This is a genomic window from Lactobacillus sp. PSON (assembly GCF_052615405.1).
In genome coordinates this window covers 68,850-86,955 of the sequence record NZ_JBQXFW010000003.1, presented here as the reverse complement: position 1 = coordinate 86,955, position 18,106 = coordinate 68,850, and the positions used below count along the sequence as shown (strand labels likewise).

The 18,106-nt window shown below is 31.2% G+C and carries 16 protein-coding genes; 12 read left to right on the top strand and 4 right to left on the bottom strand.

Annotated elements, in window-relative coordinates:
- Window positions 1-16 precede the first annotated feature (16 nt).
- The 5 genes from ACTHPI_RS02285 to coaA all read left to right on the top strand — a co-directional run bounded on the left by ACTHPI_RS02285 (window position 17) and on the right by coaA (window position 5,397).
- The gene (locus ACTHPI_RS02285) at window positions 17-955 is read left to right on the top strand and encodes a nitronate monooxygenase (RefSeq protein ID WP_445352563.1); all 939 of its coding nucleotides are present in this window, start codon (window positions 17-19) and stop codon (window positions 953-955) included.
- A gap of 333 nt (window positions 956-1,288) precedes the next feature.
- On the top strand, window positions 1,289-2,854 hold the full coding sequence (locus ACTHPI_RS02280) for an acyl CoA:acetate/3-ketoacid CoA transferase (RefSeq protein ID WP_445352562.1): 1,566 nt from the start codon (window positions 1,289-1,291) through the stop codon (window positions 2,852-2,854).
- Between the two features lie 76 nt (window positions 2,855-2,930).
- The gene (locus tag ACTHPI_RS02275) at window positions 2,931-3,848 is read left to right on the top strand and encodes a LysR family transcriptional regulator (protein WP_445352561.1); all 918 of its coding nucleotides are present in this window, start codon (window positions 2,931-2,933) and stop codon (window positions 3,846-3,848) included.
- Window positions 3,849-3,858: 10 nt separating this feature from the next.
- Window positions 3,859-4,470, top strand: a complete 612-nt coding sequence (locus ACTHPI_RS02270) for an ECF transporter S component (RefSeq protein ID WP_445352560.1) — start codon at window positions 3,859-3,861, stop codon at window positions 4,468-4,470.
- A gap of 12 nt (window positions 4,471-4,482) precedes the next feature.
- Window positions 4,483-5,397, top strand: a complete 915-nt coding sequence (gene coaA, locus ACTHPI_RS02265) for a type I pantothenate kinase (protein WP_445352559.1) — start codon at window positions 4,483-4,485, stop codon at window positions 5,395-5,397.
- Between the two features lie 89 nt (window positions 5,398-5,486).
- Here coaA and ACTHPI_RS02260 read toward each other — a convergent pair whose 3' ends face one another.
- The gene (locus tag ACTHPI_RS02260) at window positions 5,487-6,446 is read right to left on the bottom strand and encodes a sugar-binding transcriptional regulator (RefSeq protein WP_445352558.1); all 960 of its coding nucleotides are present in this window, start codon (window positions 6,444-6,446) and stop codon (window positions 5,487-5,489) included.
- Window positions 6,447-6,780: 334 nt separating this feature from the next.
- On the opposite strand from ACTHPI_RS02260, the gene deoC reads away from it, so the two are divergent.
- The 4 genes from deoC to fucP all read left to right on the top strand — a co-directional run bounded on the left by deoC (window position 6,781) and on the right by fucP (window position 10,895).
- Window positions 6,781-7,434, top strand: a complete 654-nt coding sequence (deoC, locus tag ACTHPI_RS02255; protein ID WP_445352557.1) for a deoxyribose-phosphate aldolase — start codon at window positions 6,781-6,783, stop codon at window positions 7,432-7,434.
- Window positions 7,435-7,452: 18 nt separating this feature from the next.
- Window positions 7,453-8,469, top strand: a complete 1,017-nt coding sequence (locus tag ACTHPI_RS02250; protein WP_445352556.1) for an aldose 1-epimerase family protein — start codon at window positions 7,453-7,455, stop codon at window positions 8,467-8,469.
- A 21-nt stretch (window positions 8,470-8,490) separates the two neighbouring features.
- Window positions 8,491-9,432 (top strand): ribokinase, encoded by a 942-nt coding sequence (rbsK, locus tag ACTHPI_RS02245; protein ID WP_445352555.1) that lies wholly within the window; start codon window positions 8,491-8,493, stop codon window positions 9,430-9,432.
- Between the two features lie 86 nt (window positions 9,433-9,518).
- Window positions 9,519-10,895, top strand: a complete 1,377-nt coding sequence (gene fucP / locus ACTHPI_RS02240) for an L-fucose:H+ symporter permease (RefSeq protein ID WP_445352554.1) — start codon at window positions 9,519-9,521, stop codon at window positions 10,893-10,895.
- A 25-nt stretch (window positions 10,896-10,920) separates the two neighbouring features.
- On the opposite strand, the gene glsA is transcribed toward fucP, so the two are convergent.
- Complete coding sequence (glsA, locus tag ACTHPI_RS02235; protein ID WP_445352553.1) at window positions 10,921-11,829, bottom strand: glutaminase A; 909 nt, start codon at window positions 11,827-11,829, stop codon at window positions 10,921-10,923.
- Between the two features lie 123 nt (window positions 11,830-11,952).
- Entirely contained in the window at window positions 11,953-12,303 is a 351-nt protein-coding gene (locus ACTHPI_RS02230) for a hypothetical protein (RefSeq protein WP_445352552.1), read from the bottom strand.
- Between the two features lie 645 nt (window positions 12,304-12,948).
- Between ACTHPI_RS02230 and ACTHPI_RS02225 the strand changes: the two genes are divergently transcribed.
- Genes ACTHPI_RS02225 through ACTHPI_RS02215 form a run of 3 tightly spaced genes read left to right on the top strand, consistent with a single transcriptional unit; the run spans window position 12,949 to window position 15,518 of the window.
- Window positions 12,949-13,560 (top strand): GTP pyrophosphokinase, encoded by a 612-nt coding sequence (locus tag ACTHPI_RS02225; protein ID WP_445352729.1) that lies wholly within the window; start codon window positions 12,949-12,951, stop codon window positions 13,558-13,560.
- Window positions 13,560-14,225, top strand: coding sequence for a response regulator transcription factor (locus tag ACTHPI_RS02220; protein ID WP_445352551.1), 666 nt, complete (start codon window positions 13,560-13,562; stop codon window positions 14,223-14,225). Before ACTHPI_RS02225 ends, ACTHPI_RS02220 begins: the two co-directional genes overlap by 1 nt.
- A gap of 18 nt (window positions 14,226-14,243) precedes the next feature.
- On the top strand, window positions 14,244-15,518 hold the full coding sequence (locus ACTHPI_RS02215) for a sensor histidine kinase (protein WP_445352728.1): 1,275 nt from the start codon (window positions 14,244-14,246) through the stop codon (window positions 15,516-15,518).
- Between the two features lie 65 nt (window positions 15,519-15,583).
- Here ACTHPI_RS02215 and ACTHPI_RS02210 read toward each other — a convergent pair whose 3' ends face one another.
- A complete protein-coding gene (locus ACTHPI_RS02210) occupies window positions 15,584-17,329 on the bottom strand; it encodes an oligopeptide ABC transporter substrate-binding protein (RefSeq protein WP_445352550.1) in 1,746 nt (581 codons plus the stop codon).
- Between the last annotated feature and the right edge of the window lie 777 nt (window positions 17,330-18,106).

Below are 18,106 nucleotides of genomic sequence, written 5' to 3'. Positions count from 1 at the left end.
TTAAGGAGATATAATTATGAATCGTGTCACAGAAATGTTAGGTATTAAGTATCCAGTTATTCAAGGTGCTATGCAAGAAGTTGCAACTGCAGAATTAGCAGCCGCTGTATCAAATGGTGGTGGTCTTGGAATTATTGCTGCTGGTGGGAAAACTCCAGAAGAAGTAAGAGAAGAAATTAAAAAAGCAAGAAAGCTTACTGATAAACCTTTTGCTGTTAATTTAATGTTAATGGACAAGAATACTCCAGAAGTTGTTAAGGTAATTATTGAAGAAGGAGTTAAAGTTGTTACTACTGGAGCTGGAACTCCTAAACCATATATGAAGGATTTAAAGGAAGCCGATATTAAGGTTTTACCTGTAATTCCAAATGTTAAAATTGCTAAAAAGATGGAAGAAATGGGTGCAGATGGTGTAATTGTAGAAGGTATGGAAGCCGGTGGACATATAGGTGGTACTACTTCTATGGTATTATGGCCTCAAATTGCTGATGCAATTTCAATTCCTTTAATTGCTGCTGGCGGTATTGGAGATGGTCGTGGAGTTGTAGAAGCTTTTGTAGCAGGTGCTGAAGGTGTTCAATGCGGTACCATATTCTCAATTGCTAAAGAAAGTCCAGTAGGTGATAATTGGAGAAATGCGGTTATTAATGCAACCGATACAGGAACTGCCGTAGTAGGATCGACTATTAAAGGTGGTGCTACTCGTGGTATTGCTAATGAAAAAGCTGGTGAATTATTTGAACTAGAGAAGACTGGTGTATCAAGAGATGAATTTAATGATGCACTAAATAAAGGCTTATATACTGGTGTTAAGGAAGATGATCCAGATAAGAGTTTCTTTATGGCCGGAGAAGTAGCAGGTATGATTAAGGAGTCAAAGCCTGCTGCAGATATTATTAAAGATTTAATGGAAGATACACAAAGAATTCTTGATCAAAAAATTGAAATTATGTAGATAAGATACTTCATTTAATTTTGCATTTTAGCTAGATTATTAAAAAACAGGTAGTTAACTGGGAGTTACAGTTATAATACCTGTTTTTATATTGTTTTTTTTTTTTTTATTATAATAACTTTTGGTTATGTATTAATTAAATAAAAATAATTTCACTTTTGTAAATGTAAGCGGTATCTTAGACATGTAAAGGAAAAACCTTTAATAAAATAATAACAATAATTTTAACATCTACTAAATTGATTCATTTGCTCTCAAAAAATATTAAAACTCATCTAAAACTCAGTTCAGTAGAAAATGAAACAATTGTCTTTAGATGAAAGGATTAGTAAGATGTCAGTTCAAATTATTGATAGCAAAAAAGCTGCAGAACTCATTGAGGATGATGTTTGCGTAGCACTTGATGGTTGCTTGGGTACCGATGTTGCTGAAGAAATTCTTGAAGATATGAAAGAAAGATTTCAAAAGACAGGTCATCCAAAAGACTTAGATGTTTGGTATGGCTGTGGTATTGGTGATAATCATGGTTCAGCTGTTGAAAACTTTGCAGAAAAAGGAATGCTTAAAAGAGTAGTTGGTGGTCTTTGGTCATTAGCTCCAAAGTTAGCACCAATGGTTGCTGATAATGACTTTGAAGCCTTTAATTTCCCACAAGGTACTATTTCGCAACTATTTAGAGATGCAGCAGCTCATAGACCTGTTTTAGTTACTCATACCGGTCTTGGAACATTTGTAGATCCAGAAAATGATGGTGGTCGTTTAAATGAAGCTGCCAAAAATTCTACCTTAGTTAATAGAATCAAGATTCATGGAAAAGATTATTTAGCATATGAAACCCCAAAACCTGATGTAGCGATTTTTCGTGGAACATATGCTGATGAAAATGGTAACATCACTTTTGATGATGAGCCGTTAACAATGGATGTAACTGCAATTGCTATGGCTGCTCATAATAATGGTGGTAAAGTAATCGTTCAAGTTAAACGTATTGTAAGAAATGGTAGTTTGGATCCTAAGTCGGTCAAGGTACCTGGTGTTTTAGTTGATTATGTTGTACCAACTGATAATCCAGAAATGACAAAACAAACTAATGAATTTGTTTATAATCCTGATATTATTAAATCTAATATCGTAAAGAGTGCAGATTCATTTGATTTACCACTTGATAAAAAGAAAGTTATTGCAAGACGAGCAGCATTTATTTTTAATCCTGACACTGATCACTGCGTTAATTTTGGTATTGGACAATATCCAATGTATTGTGCCATGGTTATGAAAGAAGAAGGATTATCTGATAATATCGTCACTACAGTAGAAGCTGGTACATTTGGCGGGACTTCACTTGGAGGTCCAAACTTTGGTACAGCTATTGCACCACAGGCTACTGTTGATGAGCCATATATGTTTGACTTTTATAATGGTGGTGGACTTGATATTACTTATTTAGGATTAGCAGAAGCTGATGAAAAGGGTAACCTAAATGTTTCTAAATTTGGTCCTAAAATTGCTGGAACGGGTGGTTTTGTTGATATTACCCAATATACTCCTAAGATTGTATTTACTGGAACTTTTACTGCTGCAGGATTAAAAGAAGAAATTAAAGATGGTAAATTGCATATCATTCAAGAAGGTAAAGTAAAGAAATTCGTGAAGAATGTTCAACAAATTACTTTCTCTGGTAAAGTTGCTTATGATAGCAATCAAGAAGTTTGGTATGTAACCGAACGTGCAGTATTCAAATTAGTTAAAGATGGTCTTGAATTAGTTGAAATTGCTCCAGGAATTGATTTGCAAAAAGATATTCTTGATCAAATGGAATTTAAACCAATTATCAGTGAGAATTTAAAAGAAATGGATTCAAGAATTTTTGAAAAGCCAATTATGAATATTAAAAATTAGTCCTAGAAAAGCGGTATTTAAATATTAAAAGTGTTTAAATACCGCTTTTATATTATTCAATGGAGAGGTAATAGAATTGGAAATCAATCAAATTAAGTATTTGCTAACAGTTGTAAGTAATAATTATAATTTAACTCAAAGTGCTGAAATATTACATGTATCACAACCTGCTATTAGCAAGGCGATTAAAGAAATTGAGTTTAAACAAGGAATGAATATCTTTAATCGTAAAAAAGGAAGAATTATTGGGTTAACACGTTATGGTAATACCTTGATAGAAGAATCGAAAAAGGTATATCAGCAATATACTGAAATGATTGATAAACTTAATGAACTTTCTGAAGAAAACACTGGCATTGTAAGGATTGGAATTGCTCCGGTAATTATTTCTACAGTATTTAATGATGCCTTAATTGCATTTATTAATGAAAATCCTGGTATTCAGTTAAAGCTAGTTGAAAAGGGTGCATATGAATTACAACAAATGCTAGTACTTGGAGATATAGATTTGGCTGTAATTGTCTCACCAGCTACAATTGAAGGTATTTATGAAGATTTAATTTATGAAAATACTGTTCGCGTATGGTTTAATAAGGAGCATCGTTTTAACGATTACAAATATTCAGTTCCTTTTAAAGAAATTGAAAAAGAAAAAATAGTAACTTTAACTGATGATTTTATGGTTACGTTTCAACTTAATAAAAAATTTAAAGGTGATAGAATTAAGCCTAAATATTTTTTACAAACTTCATCTTGGGATTTGATTTTAAATCTAGTTCAGCGTGATCCTAATCTAGTAGGAATAGTTGCAGCTCCAATTGGAAAAAACTATAGTGATCAACAAATAAGAAACTTTGAAATAGAACCAGCATTTCCATGGAAGATATCATTATGTCATACAATGAATCCAGTTGAAGAACCAATAGTTGACTATACTAAAGATTGGTTTCTGAAATATTTTTCTAAATATCAAAAGCTTTCCATTGATAACTAAGGGGAAGAAAATGAAAAGAAAAGAAACTGTAAAAATAACTATAATGGCAGTATTTACTGCATTACTTATTGTTCAAACTTTTGTCCCGAATATTGGATATATTAGAATCTTACCAGCTCTTCCAGCAATTACGACAATTCCTTTGACTGTAGCAATTTTTGGCACTTTAATGGGACCTAAAATGGGAGCTGAGTTTGGATTGATCTGGGGAATAACTAGATTAATAGTTGCTTATACTCAACCAGGTGATATGGTTAGTTTACTTCTTTTTCAAAATCCAATAATTTCATTAGTACCTAGTATTTTATCTGGCTTTTTTGCAGGAGTTATAACTAATAAATTTAGTAATGAAGATTTAAAATTTAAAAAAATAGGTTATGTATTTAGTGGCGCAGTAGCTTCCTTAACTAATACTTTGTTAGTTATTGGATTAGCAAGTTTATTTTTTGTAAATAATCCTGCAAGCTTAACAAGTTATTTAGGTAATATCAATCAAGGTACTCCGTTATTTTGGATTTTAATTTCAACTTTAGGAATAAATGGATTAGTAGAAGCAATTTTTACTGCAGTTGTTGTTCCAATCATTGTTACACCGTTGAATTATGTTTTAAAAAAAGCGTAGAGAGGCTTAAAAATGAATAATGATTTTACTAAAGTTGAGCGGGCTAATTGGTCCAAGTTGTCTTCAAATAAAAGTTATATAGATATTAATGAATTAGAAAAAATAACTTCTATTGGGGATGTTATTGATGAAGAAGATGTTAGAGAAATATATATTCCTTTAGTAAGATATTTGCATTTATTTGCACAACATAAAAAGATGTTAATAAAATTACAAGATCATTTTATTGGAATTGATAAAATTAATCACCCATTTATTATAGGGATTTCTGGTTCGGTTGCAGTTGGAAAGTCTACGACCGCAAGATTGTTGCAAGTTCTTCTTCAAAGATGTTATCCAGACCTAAAAGTTCAGTTAATGACTACTGATGGTTTTTTATATTCTAATCGTGAATTAAATAAAAGAAGAATAATGGATAGAAAGGGATTTCCTGAAAGTTATAATATGAAAATGCTTTGTGACTTTTTATCAGATGTAACTAATGGTAAATCCAGGGTTTTATATCCATTATATTCGCAAGAATTATCTGATATTGTTCCAGAAAAATATGGAGAAGTTAATAATCCTGATATTTTAATAATTGAAGGAATAAATACATTACAACTGCCGCCAATTGGGGTAGTTGTAACGAGTGACTTTTTTGATTTTTCAATTTATATAGATGCTGATGAAGAATTGATTGAAAAATGGTTTATGCAACGTTTTGAACATTTATTAATAATTAACAAAAATAAGCCCCAAAATTTTTATTATGAATGGGCAAATGAGCCTTTAGAAAAAGCCAAAAAACGTGCAGATACTGTTTGGCAGAGTGTTGATTTAGTTAATTTACGAGAATATATTGCTCCTACTAAAGATAGAGCAAATGTTATTTTGCATAAAACGTATGGTCATAGAATTGATAGTATTTATATAAGACATTATTAATCATTGAATGAATTTGAACTGTTTTTATCAAAATACAGATTTTTTGCCAACTCATTAATTGGGTTGGCTTTTTATATAACAGTTTATAATTATAGTTTTACTAATTTTTGTGCATTAGCTAAATCAGTGATTAATACATTTGCATATCCTCCAAGTAAACATGCATGAATTGCACTTAATTTTTCAATTCCGCCAGCAACTAAAATAGAATATCTTTTTTCTTTTAACTTGTTTAACGGCAAAGAAACGGTTCGTTTATTCAAATCCGCATCAGCGATTTTGCCATCTTGAGTGATAAATTGTGATAATATATCGCCTACAGCATTTTTCTTAAGAAAATCAATTTGTTCAGGATCTAAATAACCAAGTTTAAATAATAAAGCATTTGCTTGAGTGGTTCCTACAGTAAACAAAGCTATTTGAGCAGCTTCTCCTTTTATAGTGATTTCTTTAATAAATTGATCTTGTAAAACTAAGTTTCTTGTTTCTGCATTATCAAATATTACAGGAACAGGTAGGATTTCAGTTTGAGTGTGAAAAGCTGCATTGAATTTATTAGTGATAATGCTGGAATAATTATTGTGTTTTGAATTTGAGACGGTTCCCTTTAAATATACAGTTTGAATGTTTTGTTTAGAGGTTGATTGCAGGTTTTCTGCTACAGCTGCCATTGTTTGTCCCCATGTTAAACCAACAATGTCATTATCTTGAATAATTGAATTAAGATATTCGGCACTAAGTTTGCCAAGCTGATTCAATATACTTTTATATAAATTACCAACTTGATCAGCAATTATAACCTTTTTTAGGTTATATTTTTTCATTAATTGGTTTGGTAAATCCGATTTATTTTCAAAAGGATCATTAATGGTTATATGGATAATATTAGCGTCATGGGCTAATTGTAGTAAGCGTGAAACTGTTGGACGTGAAATTTTCAACTTTTTTGCAATTTCTGTTTGACTTACATTATCAATGTAATATAAACGGCTAACTTTCAAAGCTTGTTTTAAATGTTCGTCGTTTGTTTTTTCTTTTTCAGTATTCATTTTAAACTCCTTATATAAAATTTGCTATTTTACAATTGTGCTTTGTAAGTTTTACAAATGTAAAATTCATAAGTATTTAGTACTATTAAAAACAATTTTAATTGTAAAGTTGCTCACTCCTTGATGTTAAGCATATAACAGATAATTTTAAAAGTAAATATTAGCATTTACTTTTAAGATGGTTATTTTGCATGACTATATTTTATGTTTACAATAAATAACTGTTTTACATTATTTCAGTATATTGCTTTACAAATGTAAAATTAAAGATTATTATGAAAGCGCATTCAAAATAAAAGATGTTTACAACTAACAACGTTGTAGGAGGATAATCATGGAATTTAATAAATATATTGATCATACACTTTTAGCACCAGATGCTACTGAAGACCAAGTTGATGAAGTTATTCAACAAGCAATTGATAATAACTTTCATACTGTAATGGTAAATCCATATTGGGTAGAAAAAGTCCACCAAGCTTTAAAAGATACGGATGTAGCTACAGCTTGTGTAATTGGATTTCCTTTAGGGGCTAATACAACTAATACTAAAGTTGCAGAAGCTGAGGATGCTATTTCAAATGGAGTAGATGAAATTGATATGGTGATGAACATCGGCGAAATGAAGTCAGGTCATTATGGTAATGTTGAAAAAGATATTCAAGAAGTTGTTGATGTTGGGCATAAATCAGGAAAGCTTGTAAAAGTAATTATTGAAACTTGTTTACTAACAGATGATGAAATTGTTAAGGCTTCAAAAATAGTAGCTAAAACTGGAGCAGATTTTGTAAAGAGTTCGACGGGATTTTCTACTGAAGGAGCTACAGTGCATGGTATTAAGTTGATGTCAAAGGCTGTTGAAGGAACTAACACTGCTGTTAAGGCATCAGGTGGTATCCATACAGCACAGGATGCGAAAGCTATGATAAATGCAGGTGCAACAAGACTTGGAGTAAGTCACAGTATGGCAATTATCGGTAAGGAATAAATAGAAAGTGCAGATACTATGAAAAAAATAAACTTAAGTCATGAAATGTTCTCAAAAGCAAAGTTTGAATTATATCGTGATGATAATTTTAAAGTAGAAACTTTTATCTATGAATCCGGTGTTGAAGCATTAAAGATTATAAATAGTAAAGGATATCTAACAGTTTTACCTTTTTATGGATTAATTATATGGGATGCAGTATTTGATGGCATTAAATTAAAAGAAAAAGATGGATTTAAACAGCCTCATTATGGTAATCAAATTGCTGATACATATGGTGCGTTTGAATTTACGTCTGGTTTACTAGGTAATGGGAATCCTGCTAAGAATGATACACATGTTCAGCATGGTGAATTTGCTACAGCTAAAATGGATCATTCATGGCTAGAAGTTTCTGACAATAGTATTGCAATTAATAGTGATTATGAATATATTAAAGGCTTTGGTGATCATTATATAGCACATCCATCTGTGACGATGCATAAAGATAGTGGATTATTTGATATTCGACAACATGTTAAAAATTTATCTGGTTGTGCTCCAATGACACTGCAGTATATGTGTCATCTTTGTTATGCATATATTAAAAATGCAACTTTAACTTCAAATATTCCTGATAAAGCTTTCAAGTTAAGAACATCGATTCCAGCTCATGTACATCCAACTCCAGAATGGACGGAATTTACTCATAAACTTGAAAAAAGTGGAAAGCTTATTGATAAGTTAGATAATTCTAGTCATTATAATCCCGAAATAGTATTCTTTTCTAGCGACTTAAGAGATTATGTTGAAGAAGCAGAATTTAAGATGGATTTAGGAAATGGTCATAATTTTATGACTAAATTTGATACCAAAAATTTGCCAATAGTTACACGTTGGATTTTGTATAATGCTGATCAGCAAGTATGTGCATTTGCTTTACCAGGAACTTCAACACCAGAAGGACGAAATGCAGCTAGAAAGGCTGGAACTCTAATTATGTTAAAGCCTGGTGAAGAAAAAGAATTTCATGTAGTTACAGGTTTGGAGAAATAATGAAAAAGAGGGTGAACTATTATGACATATGATGTAACAGTTATTGGTTCTAATATGATTGAATTGTCTACGAATATAGATAGGATGCCAGAATTAGGTGAAACAGTGGCAGCTCCTAAATTTCATATGGCTTATGGGGGTAAGGGAGCTAATCAAGCATATGCTGCAGCTCAATTAGGATCTAAAGTTGCTATGATTTCAAAAGTTGGCTCAGATATGTTAGGACGAGAATATTTAAAGCACTTTAAAGAAAGCGGTATTGATGTTTCTGGAGTAAGTATTGGAAAAGAAAGCAATGGAGTTGCTCCATGTTTTATTCAAGGTAATATGAATAGTATTATTATTGTTCAAGGTGCCAATAGTGAACTAACTCCCGAAGTTCTAGAGAATTATCGTAACATTATAAAAGATTCTAAGATAATTGTTTTACAACAAGAAATTTCATTAGAGACAGATTATAAAGCTATTGAAATTGCCAATGGATATGGTGTGCCAGTCATGTTAAATCCTGCACCAGCCAATGATCATATTGATATAGAACATGTAGCTATGTGTGAATTCTATTCTCCTAATGAAACTGAACTTGGACGATTAACTCATATGCCTATAAAAACATTAAACCAAATTACGAAAGCAGCACATAAATTAGTTGATTTAGGTGTTAAGAATGTAATAGTTACTATTGGTTCTCGCGGTGCGCTTTGGGTAAGTAAGAATGAAGAACAATTGATTCCATCTTATAAGGTTGAGGCTATTGATTCAATTGGAGCTGGTGACTCATTTGTAGGTGCGTTTGTTCATTATTATTCTCACGGAGATAATATTTCTGATGCTTTAAAACATGCTAATGCTTATGCGGCTGTTACTGTAACTAGAAGGGGCAGTCAGACTTCTTATCCTAGTGCAAATGAATTTGCAAAACTTAAAGAAAAACTAGGAATAAAAGAACTTGTAACAGCATAATTAAGTTGTAGAAGTGAATGTATAATTTATAATTATATTTTTTTAGTTAGTATCATTCATTTTCAATAACTAGAAAGAGTATTTCTATGGATAATCCAAATAATCTCAATACAAGTACGGTAAAAAATAGTACAAAAAAATTGCCTTGGGTACAATATTCTGATGGTTACTTAAACAAAACACCTGTTTGGCAATATATACTAGTTTCATTAATTTTTCCAATGTGGGGAATGGCAGCTTCGCTAAATGATATTTTAATTACACAATTTAAAACAGTATTTTCACTTAGTGATACTGCTACCGCTTTTGTACAGTTTGCTTTTTATGGCGGATATTTTTTGTTGGCAATTCCAGCCGCTACAATTATTAGAAAAAATACATATAAATTTGCTATATTAACTGGATTAACTTTCTTTATAATTGGATGTGGGATGTTTTTCCCTGCTTCTCATATGGCAACTTACGGAATGTTTCTAGTTGCGGTATTTATAATTGCAATTGGATTAAGTTTTTTAGAAACGTCATGTGATACTTATTCTACAATGATGGGACCAAAAAGTAGTTCTAACTTAAGAATAAACTTATCACAAATGTTGATTCCTTTTGGAGATGCTGGAGGAATTTTATTAGGTAAATATTTAGTATTTGCAGGTCATGGAAATATGGCTGATGAAGTTAAAGGACTTTCGTCAGTGCAAAAACTTGCATATAATAAGGAAGTTTTACAATTAACTTTACAACCATATAAATATATTTTAATTGTATTAATAATTTTATTTGCTTTAATTGCGGTGACAAAGATGCCTTTATCTAAGGCTACTCCAAGTACATCAAAAAATGGGAAAGAACCTTCTACTAAAGAATCAATTAGTTATTTGCTTCATAATGGAAGATTTATGAAATCTGTTGGAGCCCAATTCCTATATGCTGGAATGCAAACTTGCGTGTGGTCATTTACTATTAGATTTGCTTTGCGAATAATACCAGGAATAAGTGACCATGAAGCTACTAATTACATGGTAATTGGATATATGGTTTGGTTTGCTGGTAAAATTTTAGCTACATGGTTGATGCATAAATTTTCTATTACTAAAGTTATGGTATGGTATGGATTACTTGGAACTGCTGCTCTTATATTTACTATTGTATATCATCATCCTGCAGCAATTTGGGGTGCAGTAGCTACTGATTTCTTCTTTGGTCCATTTTGGCCTACCATTTATGCACATGGTCTTGATCAAATTCATGAAAAGAAATATACAGAAACTGGTGGTGCCTTTATGGTTATGTCCCTAATTGGTGGCGCATTGGTTCCAATTATTATGGGTCGTGTATCAGATTTATCTGGTTCTATGCAACTTGCGTTTATTGTTCCTGCTATTTGTTTTGCACTTATTACGATTTACTTTATTTTTGAACATAGATGGGAAAAGGCTCACCCTGATCAAGTACAAGAACATTAAAATTTGATATTAAGCTAAAAAATTATCATCTAAAAATATTTATTTTCAACTCCTTAGCTATATCTTTTAATAAAGCTAAGCCGGCAATACTATTACCATCTTTATTGAGTGCTGGACTAAAAATACCAATGCCATATTTTTCAGGAGATGCACAAACAAGTCCCCCACCAACACCACTTTTAGTAGGAACACCGATTAACCTTGAACAAATACCAGACTGGTTATAAAGACCAGTTGTCATCATTAATGACTTAACACAAGTAGCCGCATTACTTGAAATAAGTCTATGATTATTCCAAGGGGCAATACCATCGTTTGCTAAAAGAGCACCTAAATTTGCTAAACTTTTAGTGGTTACCATCATTGAGCATTGTTTAAAATAAATATCCAAACTTAAGGTAATATCATTTTTTATCATATTTTTAGATTTCATATAGTAAGCCAAGGATCTGTCTAAATCTCCCGTTGATTTTTCAGAATTAAAAATTTCTTCATCTAAGTATATTTGAGAATCATTACAAATTTTTTGAGCAAAATTTAAAATATCGTCAAAAGCTGTATCTTTTGCAATTAAAGATGTCGTTAAAATAGCACCAGCATTTACAAAAGGATTGAGAGGTACATTAGTGTTCTCGATTTCCATATTCAGTATAGAGTTAAATGCAAAACCAGTTTGTCTAGAACTTACATGCTTGAAGACCTCAGTCATGCCTAATTTTTTAATTGCCCATAAAAGAGTAATAACTTTGGAAATACTTTCAATTGCAAACCGTACATCATAGTCTCCTGCTGAATTAACTTGATTACTTTTTAAATTAAATAAAGTTACCCCAAGTTGTTTAGGATCGACTTGGGCAAGCATCGGAATATAAGATGCGACTTTTCCCTTATTATAAACGGGTAAATTTTTAGTTATAAGTTGTGATAAATCCATAATTTAGACACCTTCTTTTCTAACTCTATCTTAAGCTTTCAAAGACCAAATTCCAAAAATAAGCTTTATAATTAAAAAAACTTGTAGTCTTCAATTTTAAAGTTGAAAACTACAAGCTTTTTATTATGAATTTTGTTTTTCATCGGCTCGCTTCAGATAAAAGAATAAAATATATTCAAAAATCATGAAAAAACCAGCTAAATATATTGAAATTGAGATTTGTCGATTAAGCCATTCTTCTGGGATTATTATCCAAGGACCCACTAAATATTTATACGCTAATAATCCTAATAGCCATCCAAAGCTTATGGATTCAAGTTTTTCATAATTAAAGAAAATGGTCTTACTCTTATAAGATAACGGAATAGCAGAGAGAGCAAGTTGATTGAGTCTTTTTTGGAAGCGATAAAATAAAGTTGTTACTAAACTTACAATAAAAGCTAATAAAAATATACTAATAAATTCTGCTGACATTTTTCCTCCTTATATAATTAAAAATACGATAGAATCTAATCCCTCTGATTCTATCGTATTTTTAGTATGTTCTGATTTTCTGTTATGTGAGATCATAATTGATAAAAAATCAGACATAATCAAATCTTATTACTACTTCACCAGTTCTATCAGGCTATATCTAACAGATAAAGATGTTCGAAAAAAGATTTCATTAAAATTTGCTAGTCAGAGTCAAAGTCTAGGTTATTTGAATCTATCAAATATAACTAGAAAATCTCATCGAATACAAATTTACAGTGTTTTTTTATAAAAAACAATCTCATTTTAGGAGAAAATTGTTACCAAACATCGGTCCAGCTCAACTGTTACCAAAAATGTGATTACAATTATTTCAGTAGTTATTGTACCATACAAAGCAAGCAAAATGCATAAAAATCTATGACTTTTTCAATTTTTTTGTTATTTATAAGTCAAAATATTTGACTATTTTTATGGTAGCGATTACAATAGTGCGTTTTTATTAAATGAATTATTTAAGCAATAATTATAACTTAATATTTTTGCTAAAATATTAAGTTGAAATAGATATAGAAAAAACTTAATGAATTTTCACAGAATATTCAAAATAATATGACAGAATACCAACAAGAAAAAGGTGAGATTATGAGTATTTATGGTGAATATACACCAACCCTGCAAAAAATATTACAAGAGTTAATGACAAGGTTTGAAAACTTAAATAAAGATCAACAACTAAAAACTGGAGATAGTTTATTTGAACATTTAAATGGTAGAGTTAAAACCGAAAAAAGTATGACAGAAAAATGTTTACGTAAAAAACTCCCTCTAACTCCTTATTCTGCTCTAAGAGAAAATCGGGATAGTATAGGATTAAGAATTATTTGTAATTTTATTGACGATATTTATTTATGTATTCAAAAAATTAATGAAATGTCAGATATCAAGATTGTTAAGAAGAAGGACTACATTACAAATGCAAAAACAAATGGTTATCGTTCGTACCATTTAATTGTAGATATAACTGTTCCAGATGTTGATATAGATGGAAATGTGCCGGGGCATTATTATGTAGAAATTCAATTAAGAACAATTGCAATGGATACTTGGGCTAGTTTAGAACATGAAATGAAGTATAAGCATGAAGTTAAAAATCCAGAGTTAGTTAGTCGTGAATTAAAACGAGTAGCCGATGAATTAGCATCTTGTGATGTAAGTATGCAAACAATTAGAAAAATGATAAAGGAAGATAATTAATGAAGATTTTACTGGCAGAAGATGAACCACAGCTTTCTCGAGTGGTAAAGATGGCAATAGAAACTAATGGTTATGAAGTTGAAGCTGTTTTTAATGGAAAAGAAGCCGTTGATAAAGTAAAAAATAATGCTTATGACGTTATCATTTTGGATATTATGATGCCGATAATGGATGGGATACAAGCACTTAAAGAAATTCGTGCAATGGGTGATAAAACTTATGTTATGATGCTCACTGCGAAAGCAGAAGTTGATGATAAAGTAACGGGTCTTGAATCAGGTGCTGATGATTATTTAACTAAGCCTTTTTCACTAAAAGAATTGATTGCTCGATTAAAATCTCGTGAACGTCGTGACAATGATTATTCAACAAGTGAGCTTAAATATGGGGACATCATTTTGAATACAGAGGAACAAGAATTAATTAGTCAAAATTCAATTCGTTTATCTAATAAAGAGACTGAATTATTAAATTATCTTATATTAAATAAAGAAAAAGAAATTCCAACAGAAGATATTTTAAATCATGTTTGGAAAAATGATTCCGATGCTAATAGTCAGGTGGTGTGGCTATATATTTCTTATTTGCGCCAAAAATTACTTAATATTCAAAGCTCTGTAAAAATTGAGGGTGATAAAGGTAGTAGCTTTAAGTTAATTTTTTAGGTGGTAAAAATGAATAAAATTATTCAAAAGTTCCGTTTACAGTTTATTATTATATCAATTGCATCGTTAGCACTTGTGCTGTTTACAACGGTTGGATTAATGATTGGAGCAGACTTTAGTAGAGCCCATGGTGAAGTTAGTAGAGTAATGAACATATTGGTGCGTAACAATGGACAACTAACTCCACATGATTCACATGAATTTGAGCAAAGTCAAACTCCTTTCAACGCATTGATAAATAATCAATCTAATCCAGATTCTATATATCAATATCGTTATTTTTCAGTCGCTGTTGATAAAAATAATAAATTAAAAATTTTAAATTGGCAAAATAGTAAGGTCTATGGAGTTAGCCAAGAAAAAATCTTAAAAGTTGCACAGCACGCTCTTAATAAAAGACAAATCAAGGGGATAACAATTTTAGCCGGTAATACTTATTCATACGAAGTAATAACTCATGCTAATAGCAAAAAAATGGTTGTTTTTTTAAATACTTCTTTAATTTATGATCGAAGCTGGAATCTTTTTAGATTGGCAAGTTTACTTACATTAGGAGCATTATTATTTTTTGCGATAATTTTAGTAATTTTATCTAGAAGGGCGATTCAGCCAGTTGTTCGTGCATATCAAAAACAGCAACAATTCATTACGAATGCAGGCCATGAATTGAAAACACCGCTTGCTATTATTTCTGCTAATACTGAAATGGAAGAAATGATGGGCAATGAATCTGAATGGACTAAAAGCACAAAACAGCAAACTATGCGATTAACAGAACTTATTAATCGACTTATTTCCATGGCTCGCCTTGGTGAAACAGGTGATTTAGCACTATCTAAAGTTAATTTATCTGAAGTAGTAGAAGAAGTTGCAAAAAGTTTTTCTTCGGTGATGAAAAATGATGCAAAGACTTATCAAGTTGCCGTTCAATCAGGCCTATATGTAATGGCTGAAAAACAATCATTAATAGAAGTTATAAATATCTTATTAGATAATGCGCATAAGTATTGCACGGAAAAAGGGACTGTTAAAGTAAAGCTACATAAAGGACGTTTTTCTCAAACTGCAGTGTTAAGAGTAAGCAATAGTTTTAAAGATAATAAGAACATTAATTATGAAACATTCTTTGATAGATTTTATCGAGAAGATGAATCTCACAATAATAAGAAATCTGGGTATGGAATTGGCTTAGCAATGGCGAGAGATATTGTACATGCATTTAATGGCAAGATTAGTGTTACTTATAAAGATGAAATGATTCATTTTGATATAATTTTGAAATTAGTAAAATAATTAAAAAAACCGGGAGTGTACAATTTGTACATTCCCGGTTCCTATTTTAGGAGCTATATTCAAAATTATTTACTAAAGCCGGCCTCATACCAATTATTAGCTGAAGGCTGTTTCGACCAATTTGACACATTAGAATTAACAGCAGTAATTGAATATGAGCCACTAAGTGGAGCAACATAGGCATGATTGTACATCCATTTTTGCCATTGGTATAATTTTTGAATACGATAGTTTTTATTGAATGATTTTGTAGAATCGATATCATCAAGAAGCTGGGTATTGGTTGGTGAAGTGAATCTAGAGAAATTATAAGGCATTTTTTCACCATAAAACACACTTGGCGAAGGGTCACCTGATGGATCCCAGCTACCTTCAAAAACATCAATTTTAGGATCACTGGCCTTGATAGATTCTACCCAATTATTAAATTCCATTGGTCGACCATTAACAAACTTTACATCTAAGCCGACCTTTTTCCACTGCTGGATATAATTTGTCCAGATAGCTTCAACGTTTTGTTGAGTATCGCGTACTGCTAAGTTGATAACGAGTTTCTTACCGTTAGGCTGAGAGCGGTAAGAAGCACCCGGGCGTTTTTTATAGCCAGCTTTATCTAAAAGTTGATTGGCCTTTTTTAAGTCATGAGGATAACCCGAGATAGATTTGTCATGATATACGCCAAACTGACTAGGGATAAGAGTGGTCAGACGATAACGCAATCCATGATAAAATCTTTTATTAACAGCATCAACATTCATTGCATATAGCATGGCTTTTCTAAGGGAAACATTATCCATTTTGTTATGAGGAGTTTGAACATTTTTTCCCAATTTGTTATCCCATTTGCCTACGCGGAAGCCAAGATAATCATAAAATGGAGTTTTTCTACCGATAAAATTGACACCCTTAGTATTTTTAACATCTTCAAATTGTTCTGAAAGTACACCTGCGATATCAAACTTTCTGCTCTTAATAGCTTGCGAAGCGCTTGAAACTGAAACAGTTGTCATTTCAATGTGTTTAAAGTTGGGCTGTCCTTGCCAGTAGTATGGATTACGTGACCAAGTTGTAGATTGACCACGAACAGTTTTATCCATTTTATAAGGACCGAAGAACAGGGGATATTTACGGACCTTATCACTTGAGATAAGTTTATCCATAGGAATATCTTTAAGATAATGGTAAGGAGCAGCATATTCCCAGAAAAAGCCGTTATCATGTTGAAGCATTGCTGGATTCATTTGCTTAAAATGTAATACTAGTGTGCGACCATTTCTACCGTCTGGCATGGTTATTCCTGAGATTTTTTTACTCTTACCAACATGGTAAGAATGCAGACCGACAATGTTTTCGAGGGAAGAAGTATACTGAGTTGTGGAAACTTTCGGACTTCCTAAAATTTCATAAGAATAATACATGTCTTGGGCAGTAACTGGTTTACCATCGGACCAGCGGACATTCTTTTTGAGCTTAATTGTGGCTGTTTTGTTTTTTCGATTAAGTTTTAATACGGCGGGACCCTTGTTCGTGATTTTATAATTATTATCTGCATAAAATAATCCTTCCTCACCAGGAGCAGACGCTTCTTCGTCTGGTTGGGTGTCTTGAAGCTCTTCTAAGAAAATTCCAGTAAAAGGCGAGTTGTTTTCTAATGCGACGGTTAGTGTACCGCCTTTTTTAATTGGCTTTTTAACTGTTTCTTGCTGAAAATGAACATGCTCAAGTGAAGTCGATTTTGGCTTTGAACAAGCTGTAAATGACATGCTGACTCCTACTAATAAAGCAGGCATTAATTTGGATTTTGATTTCATAATGTTCCTCCAATCTAAAATCCAATGCAGCAAGATACAAAAGTATGAAACACGCTAGGAGCGTCTATACTTAAAAACTAATCTTAAAAAACGTACAGTCAATGACGATACGCCGTCGCTATAAGGGGCTGTCCCCAAATTACTTTTAATCGTAATTTTGCTCAAAGGTGATTTTTAGTAAAATTTTAGTTGATTCTTCTCAGCAAACAGAACCTCTCTGTATCCCTGCTATTTTACTTACTTTCCTTATCAAAGCTGCTTAATATTTTGTTGGTGATTTTAACTATACTCCCTTTTTAAATTTAGTCAATAAAAAATATTTAGTAAATTTAAAAAGTAAAAAAAGACTTGACTCCAAAAGTAATAAAATGAGTCAAGTCTCTTTTGTAATGATATGTAATATAACTAAGTGATGAGAAAGCACTTAGAGATTGAATAAGAAAGCTGAAATCAAATGATTTCAATATTCATTATAGCAGTTATATAAAAAATAACAAGTGTAAATTACAGAAATGATACTAAAATTACTAATTTATGTATATAAAGTATTATAATTTATAATAAATATCAGTACCTTTTAATGTTAAATATGTATAATATGCAAAAAATATAAAATAATTTATATTTTTATAAATTAACATTATATAATATAGGTTGAATTAAAAAATTGATATAAAGTTAATTAATTTAAGCAAATATTTAATTTTGTGGTCAAGTGTAATTTAATACACTTTATATAATTCCTGAAAAATAAGGACAATATTTTTTCGATTTATT

Bases quoted from the DNA above. Each gene is read 5' to 3' on its own strand.
- ACTHPI_RS02280 (WP_445352562.1), top strand. From the start codon at position 1,289: ATGTCAGTTCAAATTATTGATAGCAAAAAAGCTGCAGAACTCATTGAG.
- coaA (WP_445352559.1), top strand. From the start codon at position 4,483: ATGAATAATGATTTTACTAAAGTTGAGCGGGCTAATTGGTCCAAGTTG.
- ACTHPI_RS02285 (WP_445352563.1), top strand. From the start codon at position 17: ATGAATCGTGTCACAGAAATGTTAGGTATTAAGTATCCAGTTATTCAA.
- ACTHPI_RS02225 (WP_445352729.1), top strand. From the start codon at position 12,949: ATGAGTATTTATGGTGAATATACACCAACCCTGCAAAAAATATTACAA.
- ACTHPI_RS02230 (WP_445352552.1), bottom strand. From the start codon at position 12,303: ATGTCAGCAGAATTTATTAGTATATTTTTATTAGCTTTTATTGTAAGT.
- ACTHPI_RS02260 (WP_445352558.1), bottom strand. From the start codon at position 6,446: ATGAATACTGAAAAAGAAAAAACAAACGACGAACATTTAAAACAAGCT.
- glsA (WP_445352553.1), bottom strand. From the start codon at position 11,829: ATGGATTTATCACAACTTATAACTAAAAATTTACCCGTTTATAATAAG.
- deoC (WP_445352557.1), top strand. From the start codon at position 6,781: ATGGAATTTAATAAATATATTGATCATACACTTTTAGCACCAGATGCT.
- ACTHPI_RS02220 (WP_445352551.1), top strand. From the start codon at position 13,560: ATGAAGATTTTACTGGCAGAAGATGAACCACAGCTTTCTCGAGTGGTA.
- ACTHPI_RS02270 (WP_445352560.1), top strand. From the start codon at position 3,859: ATGAAAAGAAAAGAAACTGTAAAAATAACTATAATGGCAGTATTTACT.
- ACTHPI_RS02250 (WP_445352556.1), top strand. From the start codon at position 7,453: ATGAAAAAAATAAACTTAAGTCATGAAATGTTCTCAAAAGCAAAGTTT.
- ACTHPI_RS02210 (WP_445352550.1), bottom strand. From the start codon at position 17,329: ATGAAATCAAAATCCAAATTAATGCCTGCTTTATTAGTAGGAGTCAGC.
- fucP (WP_445352554.1), top strand. From the start codon at position 9,519: ATGGATAATCCAAATAATCTCAATACAAGTACGGTAAAAAATAGTACA.
- rbsK (WP_445352555.1), top strand. From the start codon at position 8,491: ATGACATATGATGTAACAGTTATTGGTTCTAATATGATTGAATTGTCT.